At 69.0% G+C, this 14684-nt stretch carries 13 protein-coding genes; 7 read left to right on the forward strand and 6 right to left on the reverse strand.

Translation table 11 applies throughout. The features are described 5' to 3' along the window. Window positions 1-6: 6 nt before the first annotated feature. From cyoB to DES41_RS13585, 6 genes are read left to right on the forward strand one after another with little or no spacing between them, the layout of a single operon-like run. Window positions 7-2010 (forward strand): cytochrome o ubiquinol oxidase subunit I, encoded by a 2004-nt coding sequence (gene cyoB / locus DES41_RS13560; RefSeq protein ID WP_114468418.1) that lies wholly within the window; start codon window positions 7-9, stop codon window positions 2008-2010. After that, entirely contained in the window at window positions 2003-2626 is a 624-nt protein-coding gene (gene cyoC / locus DES41_RS13565) for a cytochrome o ubiquinol oxidase subunit III (protein WP_114468173.1), read from the forward strand. The genes cyoB and cyoC overlap by 8 nt, the downstream gene beginning before the upstream one ends. Then, on the forward strand, window positions 2626-3045 hold the full coding sequence (gene cyoD / locus DES41_RS13570; protein ID WP_114468174.1) for a cytochrome o ubiquinol oxidase subunit IV: 420 nt from the start codon (window positions 2626-2628) through the stop codon (window positions 3043-3045). Before cyoC ends, cyoD begins: the two co-directional genes overlap by 1 nt. Then, the gene (locus DES41_RS13575; RefSeq protein WP_114468175.1) at window positions 3042-3782 is read left to right on the forward strand and encodes an SURF1 family protein; all 741 of its coding nucleotides are present in this window, start codon (window positions 3042-3044) and stop codon (window positions 3780-3782) included. Before cyoD ends, DES41_RS13575 begins: the two co-directional genes overlap by 4 nt. An 11-nt stretch (window positions 3783-3793) precedes the next feature. Then, the gene (locus DES41_RS13580) at window positions 3794-5128 is read left to right on the forward strand and encodes an ATP-binding protein (RefSeq protein ID WP_114468176.1); all 1335 of its coding nucleotides are present in this window, start codon (window positions 3794-3796) and stop codon (window positions 5126-5128) included. Beyond that, the gene (locus DES41_RS13585) at window positions 5118-5663 is read left to right on the forward strand and encodes a response regulator transcription factor (RefSeq protein WP_114468177.1); all 546 of its coding nucleotides are present in this window, start codon (window positions 5118-5120) and stop codon (window positions 5661-5663) included. The genes DES41_RS13580 and DES41_RS13585 overlap by 11 nt, the downstream gene beginning before the upstream one ends. Before the next feature lie 108 nt (window positions 5664-5771). On the opposite strand, the gene DES41_RS13590 is transcribed toward DES41_RS13585, so the two are convergent. Beyond that, entirely contained in the window at window positions 5772-7394 is a 1623-nt protein-coding gene (locus DES41_RS13590) for a sodium/glutamate symporter (RefSeq protein ID WP_211332969.1), read from the reverse strand. Between DES41_RS13590 and DES41_RS13595 the strand changes: the two genes are divergently transcribed. Beyond that, complete coding sequence (locus tag DES41_RS13595; RefSeq protein ID WP_114468419.1) at window positions 7365-8318, forward strand: LysR family transcriptional regulator; 954 nt, start codon at window positions 7365-7367, stop codon at window positions 8316-8318. The genes DES41_RS13590 and DES41_RS13595 overlap by 30 nt on opposite strands. Window positions 8319-8374: 56 nt before the next feature. Here DES41_RS13595 and DES41_RS13600 read toward each other — a convergent pair whose 3' ends face one another. From DES41_RS13600 to DES41_RS13620, 5 genes are all read right to left on the reverse strand, one after another. Beyond that, on the reverse strand, window positions 8375-9373 hold the full coding sequence (locus DES41_RS13600) for a Bug family tripartite tricarboxylate transporter substrate binding protein (protein WP_114468179.1): 999 nt from the start codon (window positions 9371-9373) through the stop codon (window positions 8375-8377). Between the two features lie 109 nt (window positions 9374-9482). Beyond that, window positions 9483-10139 (reverse strand): ligase-associated DNA damage response endonuclease PdeM, encoded by a 657-nt coding sequence (gene pdeM, locus DES41_RS13605; protein WP_114468180.1) that lies wholly within the window; start codon window positions 10137-10139, stop codon window positions 9483-9485. After that, window positions 10136-12697: a ligase-associated DNA damage response DEXH box helicase gene (locus DES41_RS13610; protein ID WP_114468181.1), complete on the reverse strand. Its 2562-nt coding sequence runs from the start codon at window positions 12695-12697 to the stop codon at window positions 10136-10138. The genes pdeM and DES41_RS13610 overlap by 4 nt, the downstream gene beginning before the upstream one ends. Window positions 12698-12762: 65 nt before the next feature. Next, complete coding sequence (locus tag DES41_RS39050; RefSeq protein ID WP_114468182.1) at window positions 12763-13524, reverse strand: enoyl-CoA hydratase; 762 nt, start codon at window positions 13522-13524, stop codon at window positions 12763-12765. Next, window positions 13521-14684: a CaiB/BaiF CoA transferase family protein gene (locus tag DES41_RS13620; RefSeq protein WP_114468183.1), complete on the reverse strand. Its 1164-nt coding sequence runs from the start codon at window positions 14682-14684 to the stop codon at window positions 13521-13523. Before DES41_RS13620 ends, DES41_RS39050 begins: the two co-directional genes overlap by 4 nt.

Genomic DNA, 14684 nt, shown 5'->3' on the forward strand with positions numbered 1-14684 from the left:
ATGGCCATGACCGAACACACGACCGCGCCCGCCCATTGGCTGCTGGGGCGCCTGACCTGGGACTCGATTCCCATGTCCCACGAACCCATCCTGCTGTGGACCTTCATCGCCGTGGTGATCGGCGGCATCGGCGTGCTTGCGCTGCTGACGAAGTTCCGCTTGTGGGGCCCCTTGTGGCGCGACTGGTTCTGCAGCATCGACCACAAGAAGATCGGCATCATGTACATGGTGCTGGGCATCGTGATGCTGCTGCGCGGCTTCGCCGACGCCGTCATGATGCGCCTGCAGCAGGCCATGGCCTTCGGCGAGAACATGGGCTACCTGCCGCCGCACCACTATGACCAGGTGTTCACGGCGCACGGCGTGATCATGATCTTCTTCGTGGCCATGCCGCTGGTCACGGGCCTCATGAACTACCTCGTGCCGCTGCAGATCGGCGCGCGCGACGTGGCTTTCCCGTTCCTGAACAACTTCAGCTTCTGGATGACCACGGCCGGCGCCATCCTCGTGATGGTCTCGCTGTTCCTCGGCGAGTTCTCCACCTCCGGCTGGCTGGCGCTGTCCAACCTGGGGCACCAGAACCCCGGGGTCGGGCTCGACTACTACATCTGGTCATTGCAGATCGCGGGGGTGGGCACGACGCTGTCGGGCATCAACCTCCTGGTGACCATCGTCAAGATGCGGGCCCCCGGCATGGACATGATGAAGATGCCGATCTTCACCTGGACGGCGCTGTGCACCAATGCGCTGATCGTCGCCTCGTTCCCGGTCTTGACGGCCGCCCTGGTGCTGATGAGCCTGGACCGCTACGTCGGCACGAACTTCTTCACGAACGACCTGGGCGGCAACCCCATGCTCTACGTGAACCTGATCTGGATCTGGGGCCACCCCGAGGTCTACATCCTGATCCTGCCGGCCTTCGGCGTGTTCTCCGAAGTCGTGGCCACCTTCAGCCGCAAGCGCCTGTTCGGCTACACCTCCATGGTGTACGCCACGGTCTGTATCACCATCCTGTCGTACCTGGTGTGGCTGCACCACTTCTTCACGATGGGCTCGGGTGCCAGCGTGAACTCGTTCTTCGGCATCACGACGATGATCATCTCGATCCCGACCGGGGCGAAGATCTTCAACTGGCTGTTCACCATGTACCGCGGCCGCATCCGCTTCACGGTGCCGATGCTGTGGACGGTGGGCTTCATGGTCACCTTCGCCATCGGCGGCATGACGGGCGTGCTGCTGGCCGTTCCGCCGGCCGACTTCGTGCTGCACAACAGCCTGTTCCTGATCGCCCACTTCCACAACGTGATCATCGGCGGCGTGGTGTTCGCCATGTTCGCCGGCATCAACTACTGGTTCCCCAAGGCCTTCGGCTACAAGCTCGACGAGTTCTGGGGCAAGGTGTCGTTCTGGTGCTGGCTGGTCGGCTTCTGGGTGGCCTTCACGCCGCTGTACGTGCTGGGCCTGATGGGCGTCACGCGCCGTGCCAACCACTTCGAGGATCCTTCGCTGCAGATCTGGTTCGTCATCGCCGCCTGCGGCGCCGGCATCGTCGCCATGGGCATCGGTGCCTTCATCGTCCAGCTGGGTGTGAGCTTCCTCAAGCGCGACCAGCTGCGCGACCACACGGGCGACCCGTGGGACGGCCGCACGCTGGAATGGGCCACCTCCTCGCCCCCGCCGCAGTACAACTTCGCCTTCACGCCCGTGGTGCATGAAGTGGACGCCTGGTGGGACATGAAGAAGCATGGCTACAAGCGTCCGCTGGCCGGCTTCAAGGCCATCCACATGCCGCTGAACACCGGCTCGGGCGTGGTCATCTCGGTGCTCTCGCTGGTCTGGGGCTTCGCGCTGATCTGGCACATGTGGCCGCTGGCCATCGCCTCGTTCGCGGCCATCGTCCTCGTGGCCATCGTCCACACCTTCAACTACAAGCGCGACTACCACATCCCGGCGACCGACGTGATCGCCGCGGAGAACGCACGCACCCAACTGCTGGCCCGCCATGTCTGATCTCGCACACCCTGCCAGCGCCGGCGCCGAGCGCGCCTACCACCTGGACCATGAACCGCATCCGGAGAACGGCACCGCGCTGGGCTTCTGGATGTACCTGATGAGCGACTGCCTCATCTTCGCCGCGCTGTTCGCCACCTGGGGCGTGCTGGGCCGCAGCTACGCCGGTGGCCCCGGCGGCGCCGAACTGTTCGACCTGAAGCTCGTGGCCCTCAACACGGCCTTCCTGCTGCTGTCGTCCATCACCTTCGGCTTCGCCATGCTGCGCAAGCAGCTCAACGACAAGAGCGGCACGCTGATCTGGCTGGCCGTCACCGGCCTCTTCGGCCTGGCCTTCCTGGCCGTGGAACTGTATGAGTTCCACCACCTGATCCATGCCGGTGCCGGCCCGCAGAGCAGCGCCGCCATGTCGGCCTTCTTCGCGCTGGTCGGCACGCACGGCCTGCACGTGAGCTTCGGCTCGATCTGGCTGGTCGTGCTCATGGTGCAGATCGCCAAGCACGGGCTGATCCATGAGAACAAGCGCCGCCTGATGTGCCTGTCGATGTTCTGGCACTTTCTGGACGTCGTCTGGATCGGCGTCTTCACCTTCGTCTACCTGATGGGAGTGCTGTGATGGCCTCTGACACCCACGCACACCAAGACGGCCACCACCACGACGACCACCACGGCGATGTCGGCCCGCACAGCTCGATGCGCGAGTACGTGATCGGCTTCGTGCTGTCCGTCATCCTGACGGCCATCCCGTTCTGGCTGGTCATGACCAATGTGATCGAGACCCGCACCACCGCCGTGCTGGTGCTGGGCGGCTTCGCCGTCGTGCAGATCCTCGTGCACATGGTGTACTTCCTGCACATGAACGGCAAGGCCGAAGGCGGCTGGACCATGCTGTCCACCATCTTCACGGTGGTGTTCGTCGCGATCGCGATCGCCGGCACGCTGTGGGTCATGTTCCACATGAACACCAACATGATGCCGGCACACGGCCAGCACCAGCAGCAACCCGCTGCCGCACACCAGCACCACACGCAATGAGGCCTGCGCGCGGCCTGCTCTGGGTGCTGCTGGCCGCCGCCCTGCTCAGCGCGGTGTTCGTCGCGCTGGGCACCTGGCAGGTCCAGCGCCTGGGCTGGAAGAAGGGCCTGATCGCCCGCACCGAGGCGCGCGTCTCTGCCGCACCGGTCGCACCGCCGGACCTGCGGGCCTGGCCCGCGATCCAGGCCGCCCCCGTCGATTTCGAGTACCGCCGCATGCGCCTGCAAGGCGAGTTCCTGCACGCCGACGAGGCCCTGGTGCAGGCCAGCACGGCCCTGGGCGCCGGTTTCTGGGTGCTCACGCCGCTGCGCTTGCCAGATGGCAGCATCGTGCTGGTCAACCGCGGCTTCGTACCGCCCGAGCGACGCGACCCGGCCACGCGCGGTGCCCCCGCGCCGGCCGGCGCCGTGACCGTCACCGGGCTGCTGCGCATCAGCGAGCCGCACGGCGGCTTCCTGCGCGAGAACGACCCGGCGGCCAACCGCTGGCATTCGCGCGACGTGGCGGCGATCGCCGCCGCACGCCGCCTTCCGGCCGACCGCGTGGCGCCCTATTTCGTCGACGCCGAGGCCACGCCGCCCGGCAACACGGCGCCGCAATGGCCCGTGGGCGGGCTCACGGTGGTGCGCTTCACCGACAACCACCTGGTCTACGCGCTGACCTGGTATGCCCTCGCCGGGATGGCCGCGGCGGGCGGCTGGTTCGTGCTGCGCACGGCGCGCCGCGCGCCGGACTGACAATCCGGCCCATGCTTGCTTCCGCCGCCGGCAAGGCACCTCCCGCTGCACGCCCGGCCGGCCCCGACAAGGCCGCCGGCCTCAAGAACCTGCAGCAGCTGATCCAGCTGCGCTGGATCGCCGTGTTCGGCCAGGTGCTGACCATCGAGGTCGTGCACTACGGCCTGCGCATCGCGATCCCGGTCGAGCCCATGCTGACCGTGCTGGCCGGCCTGGTGGCGTTCAACGTGCTCTCGCTGCTGCGCGCACGCACGGGCCGGCGCGTGACCAGCGTCGAACTGCTGGTGGCGCTGCTGGTGGACGTGGCCACGCTCACGGCCCAGCTCTACCTGTCCGGCGGTGCCACCAATCCCTTCGTGTTCCTGTACCTGCTGCAGGTGATCCTGGGCGCCGTGCTGTTGCCGGCCTGGGCCACCTGGACCATGGTCGGCGTCACCTCGGCCTGCTTCGCCGCGCTGGCCCTGTGGGCCCAGCCGCTGGCATTGCAGCCCGACCACCACCGCGGCCTGGCCAGCCCCTACGTGATGGGCCTGCTCGCCAGCTTCGCGCTGACGGCCGCGCTGCTGGTGACCTTCATCACGCGCATCGTGGGCAACCTGCGCGAGCGCGACGAGCGGCTCGCCGCGCTGCGCCAGCGCGCGGCCGAGGAGGAGCACATCGTGCGCATGGGCCTGCTCGCATCCGGCGCCGCGCACGAACTCGGCACGCCGCTGTCCACGCTCGCCGTGATCCTGGGCGACTGGCAGCACCTGCCGCACTTCAGTTCCGAACCCGAACTGGCCGACGACGTGGCCGAGATGCAGGCCCAGGTGGCCCGCTGCAAGGCCATCGTGAGCGGCATCCTGCTGTCGGCCGGCGAGGCGCGCGGCGAATCCTCGCGCGCCACCACGCTCAACGCCTTCCTGGACGACGTCGTCTCGCGCTGGCGCCAGCGTCGGCCTTGCCCCGGCTTCGTGTTCGACAACCAGCTCGGCGACGACCTCGCCATGGTGGCGGATTCGGCCATCCAGCAGATGGTGGGCAACGTGCTGGACAACGCCGCCGAGGTCTCGCCCGACGACGTGCACCTGCAGGCCGCGCGCAGCGGCGACACCCTGGTGCTGACGGTGCGCGACCGCGGCCCCGGCTTTGCGCCGCAGATGCTGCAGCAGCTCGGCAAGCCCTACCAGTCCAGCAAGGGCCAGCCCGGCCGCGGTCTGGGCCTGTTCCTGGTCGTCAACGTGGCGCGCACGCTGGGCGGGCATGTGGCCGCGCGCAACCTGGAAGGCGGCGGCGCCGAGGTGCGTATCACCCTGCCGCTGTCGGCAATTGCCCTGCTGGAGGAAGATGTTGTCGATGACCGATGAGCCCCTGGACCGCCGCCTGCTGATCGTCGAGGACGACGCCGCCTTCGCGCGCACACTGGCGCGCTCGTTCGAGCGCCGTGGCTACGCGGTGCGCGTGGCCACGGGCCTGGAGCAGTTGCTCGTGCAGCTGCAGGACTTCGCGCCCACCCATGCCGTCGTCGACCTCAAGCTCGCTGGCGAAGCCTCGGGCCTGGCCTGCGTGCAGGCGCTCAGCGCGCGCGACGAGGCCATGCTGATCGTGGTGCTGACCGGCTTCGCCAGCATCGCCACGGCCGTGGAGGCGATCAAGCTGGGCGCCTGCCACTACCTGGCCAAGCCCTCCAACACCGATGACATCGAGGCCGCCTTCGGCCGCGCCGCGGGCACGACCGAGGTCGAGCTGACCAACCGCCAGAGTTCCATCAAGACGCTGGAGTGGGAGCGCATCCACCAGATGCTGGCGGAGACCGGCTTCAACATCTCCGAGACCGCGCGGCGCCTGGGCATGCACCGGCGCACGCTGGCGCGCAAGCTGGAGAAGCAGCAGGTGAAATAGCGGTTCGGTTCCGCTCCCTGTTCGGCGACGTGTCCGGGCTGGCCGGGTCCGCGGCCGACATCCGGGCGGTGCTGGCCACCTCTGTCGGCCCGGGCCTCGCAGCACTGGCTACGAGCCGCTCAAGCCGCCCGGCAGTTGCGCCTCGGACGCGCGCGCCGCAGGCGCTGGTGTCCACCGGGCCAGCACGGGAACCAGTGCAAGGGCCAGGAGGGCGGTACCGCCGAACACCGCGACATACATTCCCGCGCTCATCGACGGCGCGATGGGCGCGAAGATGAACAGCAGGTGGAACGTGGCCACCACGATCGCGATGTTGTAGAAGGCCAGCTCCTTGGCGACCGAGGTGCTGAAGTCGGCATCGACCATGCGCAGCAGCAACAAGCCGCTGCCTGTCGATCCGCAGCAGCATCCGAAGATCGTCACGGCCCGCTCGTAGCCGAGCTTGCCGCTCTTGTGGCCAAGCAGCATGCACAGTGCCGCGGTGAAGACCGTGATGGCGACGGTGACCAGCAGGATCGGTACCAGCAAGGCACCCAGTACCGAGAATTTGATGCTCATCAAGGTCCCGACGACCATGAAGTCGACAGCGCCGCCCGTGATGTGCTTCATGGACTCGTCATCGACATAGCGGGCCAGCCCGGCCCGGTCGATGCACCAGCGGATGATCACGCAGATGACGAGTCCGTGCAGGAAGAACAGGTTGTGGCTGAACAGCACATCGAGGTTCAAGCCCCAGGGCGTGAACCCTGCGGCCAGGTCCCGGATCCACACCAGCCAGAGGTGCGTCAGCAGGTAGCCGAGGCCCAGCAGACAGATGTGGTAAGCCAGCGAATCGAGGTTTGCTGGGTGGGTCACCTGGCGCCCCGCCTCGGGTTGCGTCTGGGGCGAGAAGAAGCCCGACAGGAATTCGCCGTCGATCTTCGAAGCCTTGTTCGCGTTCAGGCCCTTGCGGACCATCCATTTCGCCATCGGCACGCCGACCACGAAGGCGACGATGAAGCCCAGGGAAGCGTAGATGAGGCCCACCTGAGCCGCGTTCTCGATGCCGAACTCCTTCTCCCAGATGCCACCGTAGGTCAACGCCTGCCCCGGCCCTTGTGTGAAGCCATGGGTGACGATGGCACCGAGGAAAGCACTCAGATCGGAGCCGGTCACCTGGTCGTAGGCCACGATCACCCCATAGCCCAGGACGCCCTGGGCGCCCAGGCTGATGGTCCAGATCACGGTCAGCCACAAGCCGCCGATGACGATGCTGCCGCCCGACAGCGCTGTGTTCTTGCTGCTGCCTGTCAGACAGAGCGACATGAAGCTCAGCGTGAAGAAGTGGAACGTGAGCGCGACGAAGTCCGATGCCGAGTAGCCCGGCACCAGGTCCATCGACAGAACGGCGAACCCGATGACCCCCCCGGTGACGCTGGCCGGCACCAGCGCATTGCGCAGCAGCGGGACCCACTTCCTGAGCAGAGTGCCCGCCAGCAGCATGGTGACCATCAGGGCAAAGGCAATGATGCCGTGAAACGTGTTTTCCATGTCGACCTTCTCCGTAGGGACTGCTGTCCTCGTGCTGTGATGGGGCGCGGCCGGCGGCGTCGGACGCCCCTCAGGGAAGCCACCCCTGCGGCGGCATCGGCGCCACCTTATGCGGGCCGTTCTTACTTGTAAAATATCATTCAGGCATTGAATGATGCTTTGGATGAATTCATGAGCATCGAACTGCGTCAGCTTCGGCAATTCATTGCCGTCTCCGAAGCCTTGAGCTTCAGCCGTGCAGCCGAGCACCTGGACGTGGCGCAGCCCGCCCTGAGCCGGGGCATCCAGGCCCTCGAACATCAACTCGGCGTCAAGCTCCTGCTTCGCAACAACCGCCGCGTCGAGCTGACAGAGGCGGGGCGCACCTTCTTGAAGGGCAGTCGCAGCCTCATGAAGGACCTGGAAGAGACGGTGCGCCGCACACGCAAGGCGCAGGAAGGTGGGCTGGGATCGCTCACGATCGGCTATACCGACTTCGCCATTTCGGGCGCCCTGCCTCAGCTGGTGGATGGTTTCCGGCGCGCACAACCCGAGGTGGCGCTCGACCTGCTCTACGGCCCGACGCACCAGCAACTGGAGGATCTGCGGACGGGAAAGATCGATGTGGGTTTCCTGATCGGCCCGGCCGGTTCCGACAGTTTGGTCAGCGTGCCGGTCCAGCACGACCGTTACGTTGCGGTGCTGCCGGAGCGCCATCCGCTGAGCCGCGGCGCCGCGGTCGACATCCGCGCGCTGGCGAACGAAGCCTTCATCTTCGGGGTGATGTCACGGTGGCTGCATTTCCGGCGCCACGTCGACGCGCTGTGCCTGCGCTCAGGCTTCACCCCCAGAGTCGTGCAGGAAGCCTACAACACCGAAAGCATCTTCGGGCTCGTGAGCGCGAACATGGGCGTGACGATCCACCTGGAATGCGCACGGAACTACGTATGCCGCGGTGTGGTCATCCTGCCGCTGGCCCATGTGGACGACCTCATCACCACCGAAGCAGTGTGGCGGCCAAGTGGCATGGGTGCGGTGCTGTCGCGCTTTGTCGAGTTCCTGCGCGCGTCGGACCGACCTGCCGAGGCCGGCCCGGCGGCGTCTCGCCAGACCGGCCGACCGCGGCGGCAGCACGGCATCCGCTGACCTCGGCCTGGACCGTTGCTTCCCACGGGCCAGCCTTGTCGCCCCGCACGGCCGGCTCAATCGAGCTTGATGCCCAGCTCCACCGCCAGCTTGATCCAGACCGGCACCTCGGTGTCCCAGTCCTTGCGCGTGGCGGCCAGGTTCTTGGGCTTGTTGGGGATGCCGAAGTTCTCGCGCAGCTTGCTGCCGCGCTCGGTCTCCACGCAGGCCAGCGCCACCTTGTTCAGCGCGAGCAGCACGGCCTCGGGCGTGCCGGCGGGCGCCATCAGGGCCAGGCCGCCCTCCAGCTTGACCAGCGGCGTGTCGATGCCCTGCTCGGCCAGCGTGGGCACGTCGGGCAGCTTGGGCGAGCGGTAGTTGCCGGTGACGCCGATGGCGCGCACGCCGCGCCCCTGCACGGTGGCAAACGCCTGGTAGCTGCCGATGCCGATCTGCGCGGAATTGCCGGCCACATCGATCCACATCGGCGACTCGCCCTTGTACTGCACGGGCTGGATCTTCGTGCCGGCGTGGCGGTTCAGCTGGTCGGCCACCATGTGCGGGTACGAGCCCGGCGCATAGCTGGCCATGTTGGTCTGGCGTGGCGCCTGCGCCCAGGCAATGAACTCGCGCATGGTCCTGGCCGGCACGTCCGGCGCCACCGCCACGGCCAGCGGCCCCGAAGGGAACACGGCGACCGGCGTGAGGTCGGTGTCCAGGTTGTAGGGCAGCTTGCTGTAGAGCACGCGGTTCTGCCACACCGTGCCCGAGGTGGAGACCAGCAGCGTGTAGCCGTCGGCCGGCGCCTTGGCCACCTGGCTGATGCCGATGATGGCGCCACCACCGGGCCGGTTGTCGACCACGGAGGGCTGTCCCAACGTCTGGCTGAAATGGTCGGCGAACAGGCGCGCATAGGCGTCCGTCAGTCCGCCGGGCGGGAACGGCACGACCACGCGCAGCGGTTTGTCGGGCCAGCGCGCGGCCTGCGCATGCAGGCCTGGAACCAGGCCGCCGGCGGCGAGCGTGGCCATGCCCTGCAGGGTGCGGCGGCGCGAGAGGTCGGGGGTCGGGTGCATGCTTGTCTTCCTCCTGTGTGGGGTGGTGCGCGGCGCGCGGGACACGGCCGCCGGGCCGCATCATCGGGGCCGCGGCGGCGTGACGTAACCCGCGGATTCCCGCAGACGCTCAGGGCAGCGGCCAGACCTGCCCGTCGCCCACCGCATGGCAGCGCCGGCCGGGTGCGGCCTCCACGCGCCAGCCGCCGGTGAACTCGCCGAAGGCCGGCAGCCAGGCCTGCCCGGCCTCGGCCACGAAGCTGGGCAGCCGCAGGCGGTCGCGGCCCGGCCCGTGCAGCACGCACACCGGGTGCACATGGCCCGCCAGCACGAAGTGCGTGGCATGCCGCTGCGGATGGTGGCAACAGGCGAACGGGCCCAGCAGGTGCGGCTCGTCGACCACGGCGATGGACAGGCCCGGCGGCGGGTCGCCCGCATGGCTGTCGTGGTTGCCGCGCACCAGCGTGATGGCCAGCGCTGCGTGCTGCGCGCGCCAGAGCGCCAGCGCATCCAGCAGGGCCGGCGTACGCGCCTGCTCGGCGTGCAGGAAGTCGCCCAGCACCACGAGCCTGTGCGCGCCGTGCCGTTCGATCAGCGCGTCGAGCCGGGCCAGGTTGCGCTGCGTGGTACCGGCCGGCACCGGCTGGCCGGCGGCGCGGAAGGTCGCAGCCTTGCCCAGGTGCAGGTCGGCGATGAACAGCGTGCGGCGTGCCGGCCACCACAGGGCCCGCTCGGGCAGCAGCACCAGCGCCTCGCCGGCCCACACCACGCCATGGCCTGGAGTCACAGGCCGTGCCTCCGGCGGGGCGGCTTGCGCGCAGTCTTGCCCAGATCGGTCTGCTGCCCGAACTGCAAGCCAGCCTGCACCTGCGCCAGTTCGTCCTCGCGCTCGCTTGGGGCCCCGCCCCCCGCGGCACGTTCGAGCTGGGCCAGCATGCGCGCGATGCGGTCGGCCACGCGTTCGTTGGACAACTGCTCGCGAAAGCGCTCCACCATGAGCGGGAAGGCGAACGGCGTGGGCCGCGCCAGTGCGCACAGCACCAGTTGGCGCGCGCGCATGCGCTGCAGCGCGGCCTGCAGGCGGCCCACCTCCAGTTCCTGCGCCAGCAGCTCCTGCTCGGCCTGCAGCAGCAGCTGATTCGCCGGGTCGTACTTGCGGAACACCTCCCAGAACAGCGAGGAGGAGGCCTGCAGCTGCCGGCTGCTGCGGCGCTCGCCGGGATGGCTCTGGAAGATCAGGCCGGACACGCGCGCGATCTCGCGAAAGCGCCGCTGCGCGAGTTCGCCCGCGTTGAGGCTGGCCAGCACCTCGGCGAGCAGCGCCGGGCCCTCACTGGCCTGGTGCAACAGCACGGGCAGCAGCGCGGGCCAGTCCACTTCGGTGGCGCTGAGCAGCTCGAAGCCGTAGTCGTTGACGGCGATCGAAAAGGTGCGCGGGGCCTGTTGTGCGGCGCGCCAGGCCAGCAGGCTGGCCAGGCCCAGGTGCACCTGGCGGCCGGCAAAGGGGTAAAGGAACAAGTGCCAGCCCTCGCGCGACTTCAGCGTTTCGGCCAGCAGTGTGTCGGGTGTCGGCAGCGCAGACCACTTCTGCTGCACGTCGAGCAGCGGCCGGGCACGCAGCATCTCGGGGCTGTCATAGCGGCCCTGGCCGGCTTCGGCCAGCTCGATCACGGCGGCGTCGGCCAGCAGCGAGGACAGCGGCATGCGCCCGCCGTTCCAGCGCGGCACGGCGGCCTTTTTCCCGCTGGCGCGCCGCACCCAGGCCGTCATGTCGTGGATGCGCACCAGCTCCAGCAGCCGCCCGCCGAACATGAAGGCATCGCCCGGCTTGAGCCGTGCCGCAAACCCCTCCTCCACGCTGCCGATGCGCGCCCCGCCCATGTACTGCACGGTCATGCTCGCGTCCGACACGATGGTGCCGATGTTCGCCCGGTGGCGGCGCGCCAGCCGTGCCTCGGGCACGCGCCAGACGCCCTCCTCGTCCGGCACCACGCGCCGGTAGTCCGGGTAGGCGCTGAGCGCCGCGCCGCCCTGGCGCACGAAATCCAGGCACCACTGCCAGCGCTGCGCATCGAGCGCGGCATAGGCATGGGTCTGGCGCACCTCGGCATACAGCGCGTCGGGCACGAAACCGCCGCCCAGCGCCACCGTGACCAGGTGCTGGACCAGCACGTCCAGCGGCTGCCGCGGCGGCTCGCGCGCCTCGACCAGGCCGGCCAGCACCGCGGTGCGCGCGGCCGCGCCCTCCACCAGCTCCAGGCTGTGCGTGGGCACCAGCGTGATGCGCGAAGGCCGGCCAGGCGCGTGACCCGAGCGGCCGGCGCGCTGCAGCAGCCGCGCCACGCCCTTGGGCGAGCCGATCTGCAGCACGCGCTCCACGGGCAGGAAGTCCACACCCAGGTCCAGGCTGGAGGTGCAGACCACGGCGCGCAGCTGGCCTGCCTTGAGCCCAGCCTCCACCCACTCGCGCACGGCCCGGTCCAGCGAGCCGTGGTGCAGTGCGATGCTGCCCGCCCATTCGGGCCGCGCCTCCAGCAGCGCCTGGTACCAGATCTCGGACTGCGAGCGCGTGTTGGTGAACACCAGGGCCGTACTGCTCGTCTCCAGTTCCGCCACCACCTGCGGCAGCATCGCCAGGCCCAGGTGGCCGGCCCAGGGAAAGCGCTCGGCACGCGGCGGCAGCAGCGTGTCGATCACGAGCTTCTTGGGCACGGCGCCGCGCACCAGGTGCCCTGGCTGCTGCGGCCCCAGCAGCACCGCCATGGCCTGCTCGAGGTTGCCCAGCGTGGCCGACATGCCCCAGGTGCCCAGCGCCGGCCGCCACTGGCGCAGCCGCGCCAGCGCCAGCTGCACCTGCACGCCGCGCTTGTTGCCCAGCAGCTCGTGCCATTCGTCCACGACCACCAGGCGCAGGTGCATGAACAACTCGCGCGCACCGGCCCGCGCCAGAAGCAGCGACAGGCTCTCGGGCGTGGTCACCAGCACCGTGGGCAGGCGCCGGTCTTGCGCGCTGCGTTCGGCCGAGGTGGTGTCGCCGCTGCGTGCACCGGCTGTCCAGTGCGGCGCCAGGTCGGCCAGCGGCTCGCGCAGCGCCCGCAGGGTGTCGGCGGCCAATGCGCGCATGGGAGTAAGCCAGAGCACCGTGAGCGGCGCGGCGCCGCGCGCAGGTGGCTTGCCAGCCAAGGCGCCCAATGCGCCGAGCCAGACCGCGTAGGTCTTGCCGGCCCCCGTCGTCGCATGCAGCAGGCCGCTCTCGCCCGCGGCCAACGCCTGCCAGACCTCGCGCTGGAACGCGAACGGCTTCCAGCCGCGGGCGGTGAACCAGGTCTGCAGCGCCTTTTTCATTGGGGCGCAGCATGCCACGCGGCCCGCGCGTGCGGCGCAGGACAAGTCCGCGAGATGCGGCCCGCTCAGGTCTTGCCGAGGAAGCCTGCCACGCCGTCGCGGAAGGCCTGGCTGCCGTAGACCTCCCGCACGATGTCCTCGTCGTCCAGCCGCTGCTCGCTGACGATGCGGCGCAGGCTCTCCTTCACCGCCCGGTGCGTGACCGGCGACAGCGCCATGAGCCGCTGCGCGAGCGCATGGGCCGCCGCGTCCAGCGCATCGGGCGCCACCACGGCATGCACGAAGCCGCAGGCCTGGACCTCGGCGGCCGTCAGGTGGTCGGCCAGCAGCAGCATGCGCTTGACGCGCGGCACGCCCAGCGCCGCCACCAGCCGCGCGATGTTGCGCGAGGACAAGGTGTTCGACAGCGTCTTGGCGATCGGCGCGCCGAAGCGTGCGCCCTCGCTGCAGATCCGAAAGTCGCAGGCGGTGGCCAGCGCCAGCCCGCCGCCCACGGCCCAGCCGTCCACGACGGCCACGGTCGGCACCGCGATGCGCTCGACCGCGTCGATCACGCGCTCGACGAAAGCCTCGTAGGCGATGCCCTCGCCGCCGTCGGCGAAGTCCCTGAAGTGGCCAATGTCCGTGCCCGAGATGAAGGACTTGCCGCCCGCGCCCTTGAACAGCACGCTGCGCACGGCCGCGTCGCGCCCGCAGGCGGCGATGCATTCCAGCAGCGCGTCGTACATGGCGTGCGTCATCGCGTTGTGGCGCTCGGGCCGGTCGATCAGGATCTCGGCCGCACCCGAGGCGTGCATGCTGAGCTTCACGGATTGCGCGGAACTCATGCCGTCGCCCGGATCTCGGCCAGGATCTCGTCGGTGTGCTCGCCCAGCAGTGGCGGATGCCGGCGCACCTCTTGCGGCGTGCCCAGCAGCTTGACTGGAAAGCCGATGTTCTTGACCTTGCCCTCGATCGGGTGGTCGATCTCCATGCACATGCGCCGGTGCCTGCCGTGCGCGCCCTCGAAGGCCTCGGGGTAGCTCAGGATGGGCCCGGCCGGGATGCCGGCGGCCAGCATGGCATCGATCCAGTCTTCGCTGTCGCGCTGGGCGAACTCCTGCTCCAGCGCCACGATCAGCGCCTCGCGGTGCTTCAGCCGCAGCGACACGGTCGCGTAGTCGGCATGCTCCACGAGGTCGGGCCGGTCCAGCAGCGCACACAGTTTGGCCCACAGCTTCTGGTTGGTCGCGCCCATCACGAAATAGCCGTCGCGCGCCTGCACCGCCTGGTAGGGCGCGCTCATCTTGTTGCTGGTGCCCAGCTTGGTCGGCGCGGCGCCGGTACCCCAGTACTCCGACATGTCCCAGATCGAGAAGGCCATGGCCGCGTCGAACAGCGAGGCGTCGATGTGCTGGCCTTGCCCTGTCTTCTGCGCGCCGATGTAGGCGGCCAGCAGGCCGTAGGTGGCGAACAGCGCGCAGCCGATGTCGGCCACCGGCACGCCGGCCTTGACCGGCTTCTCGCCCGGGTAGCCGGTCACGCTCATGACACCGGACATGGCCTGCGCCATGAGGTCGAAGCCCGGCCGCGTGGCCCAGGGCCCGCTCTGGCCGAAGCCCGAGATGCTCACGTAGACGATCTTCGGGTTGATCTTCTGGATGGATGCGTAGTCGATGCGCAGGCGCTGCACCGCGCCGGGGCGGTAGTTCTCGACGATCACGTCGGCCGTCTCGGCCAGCTTGTAGAAGTCGGCGCGGCCCTCCTCGGTCTTGAGGTCCAGCGTCAGCGAACGCTTGTTGCGGTTCATGTTCAGGAAGCCCATGGAATCGGGCCCCTTCATCTTGAAGCCCATGGCGCCGCGCGTCTGGTCGCCGCCGGGCGGCTCGACCTTGATCACGTCGGCGCCCAGGTCGGCCAGCATCATGCAGGCGAAGGGGCCGGCCATGACCTGGCTCACGTCGAGCACGCGGATGCCTTGCAGCGGCAGGGGGCGGGTTGCAGTCAT

This window comes from Pseudorhodoferax soli, assembly GCF_003337555.1.
GTDB lineage: Bacteria > Pseudomonadota > Gammaproteobacteria > Burkholderiales > Burkholderiaceae_C > Pseudorhodoferax > Pseudorhodoferax soli.

Coding starts and splice junctions, on each gene's coding strand:
- cyoB (WP_114468418.1), top strand. CDS start 7: ATGACCGAACACACGACCGCGCCCGCCCATTGGCTGCTGGGGCGCCTG.
- cyoC (WP_114468173.1), top strand. CDS start 2,003: ATGTCTGATCTCGCACACCCTGCCAGCGCCGGCGCCGAGCGCGCCTAC.
- cyoD (WP_114468174.1), top strand. CDS start 2,626: ATGGCCTCTGACACCCACGCACACCAAGACGGCCACCACCACGACGAC.
- DES41_RS13575 (WP_114468175.1), top strand. CDS start 3,042: ATGAGGCCTGCGCGCGGCCTGCTCTGGGTGCTGCTGGCCGCCGCCCTG.
- DES41_RS13580 (WP_114468176.1), top strand. CDS start 3,794: ATGCTTGCTTCCGCCGCCGGCAAGGCACCTCCCGCTGCACGCCCGGCC.
- DES41_RS13585 (WP_114468177.1), top strand. CDS start 5,118: ATGACCGATGAGCCCCTGGACCGCCGCCTGCTGATCGTCGAGGACGAC.
- DES41_RS13595 (WP_114468419.1), top strand. CDS start 7,365: ATGAGCATCGAACTGCGTCAGCTTCGGCAATTCATTGCCGTCTCCGAA.
- DES41_RS13600 (WP_114468179.1), bottom strand. CDS start 9,373: ATGCACCCGACCCCCGACCTCTCGCGCCGCCGCACCCTGCAGGGCATG.
- DES41_RS13610 (WP_114468181.1), bottom strand. CDS start 12,697: ATGAAAAAGGCGCTGCAGACCTGGTTCACCGCCCGCGGCTGGAAGCCG.
- DES41_RS39050 (WP_114468182.1), bottom strand. CDS start 13,524: ATGAGTTCCGCGCAATCCGTGAAGCTCAGCATGCACGCCTCGGGTGCG.
- DES41_RS13620 (WP_114468183.1), bottom strand. CDS start 14,684: ATGACTGCAACCCGCCCCCTGCCGCTGCAAGGCATCCGCGTGCTCGAC.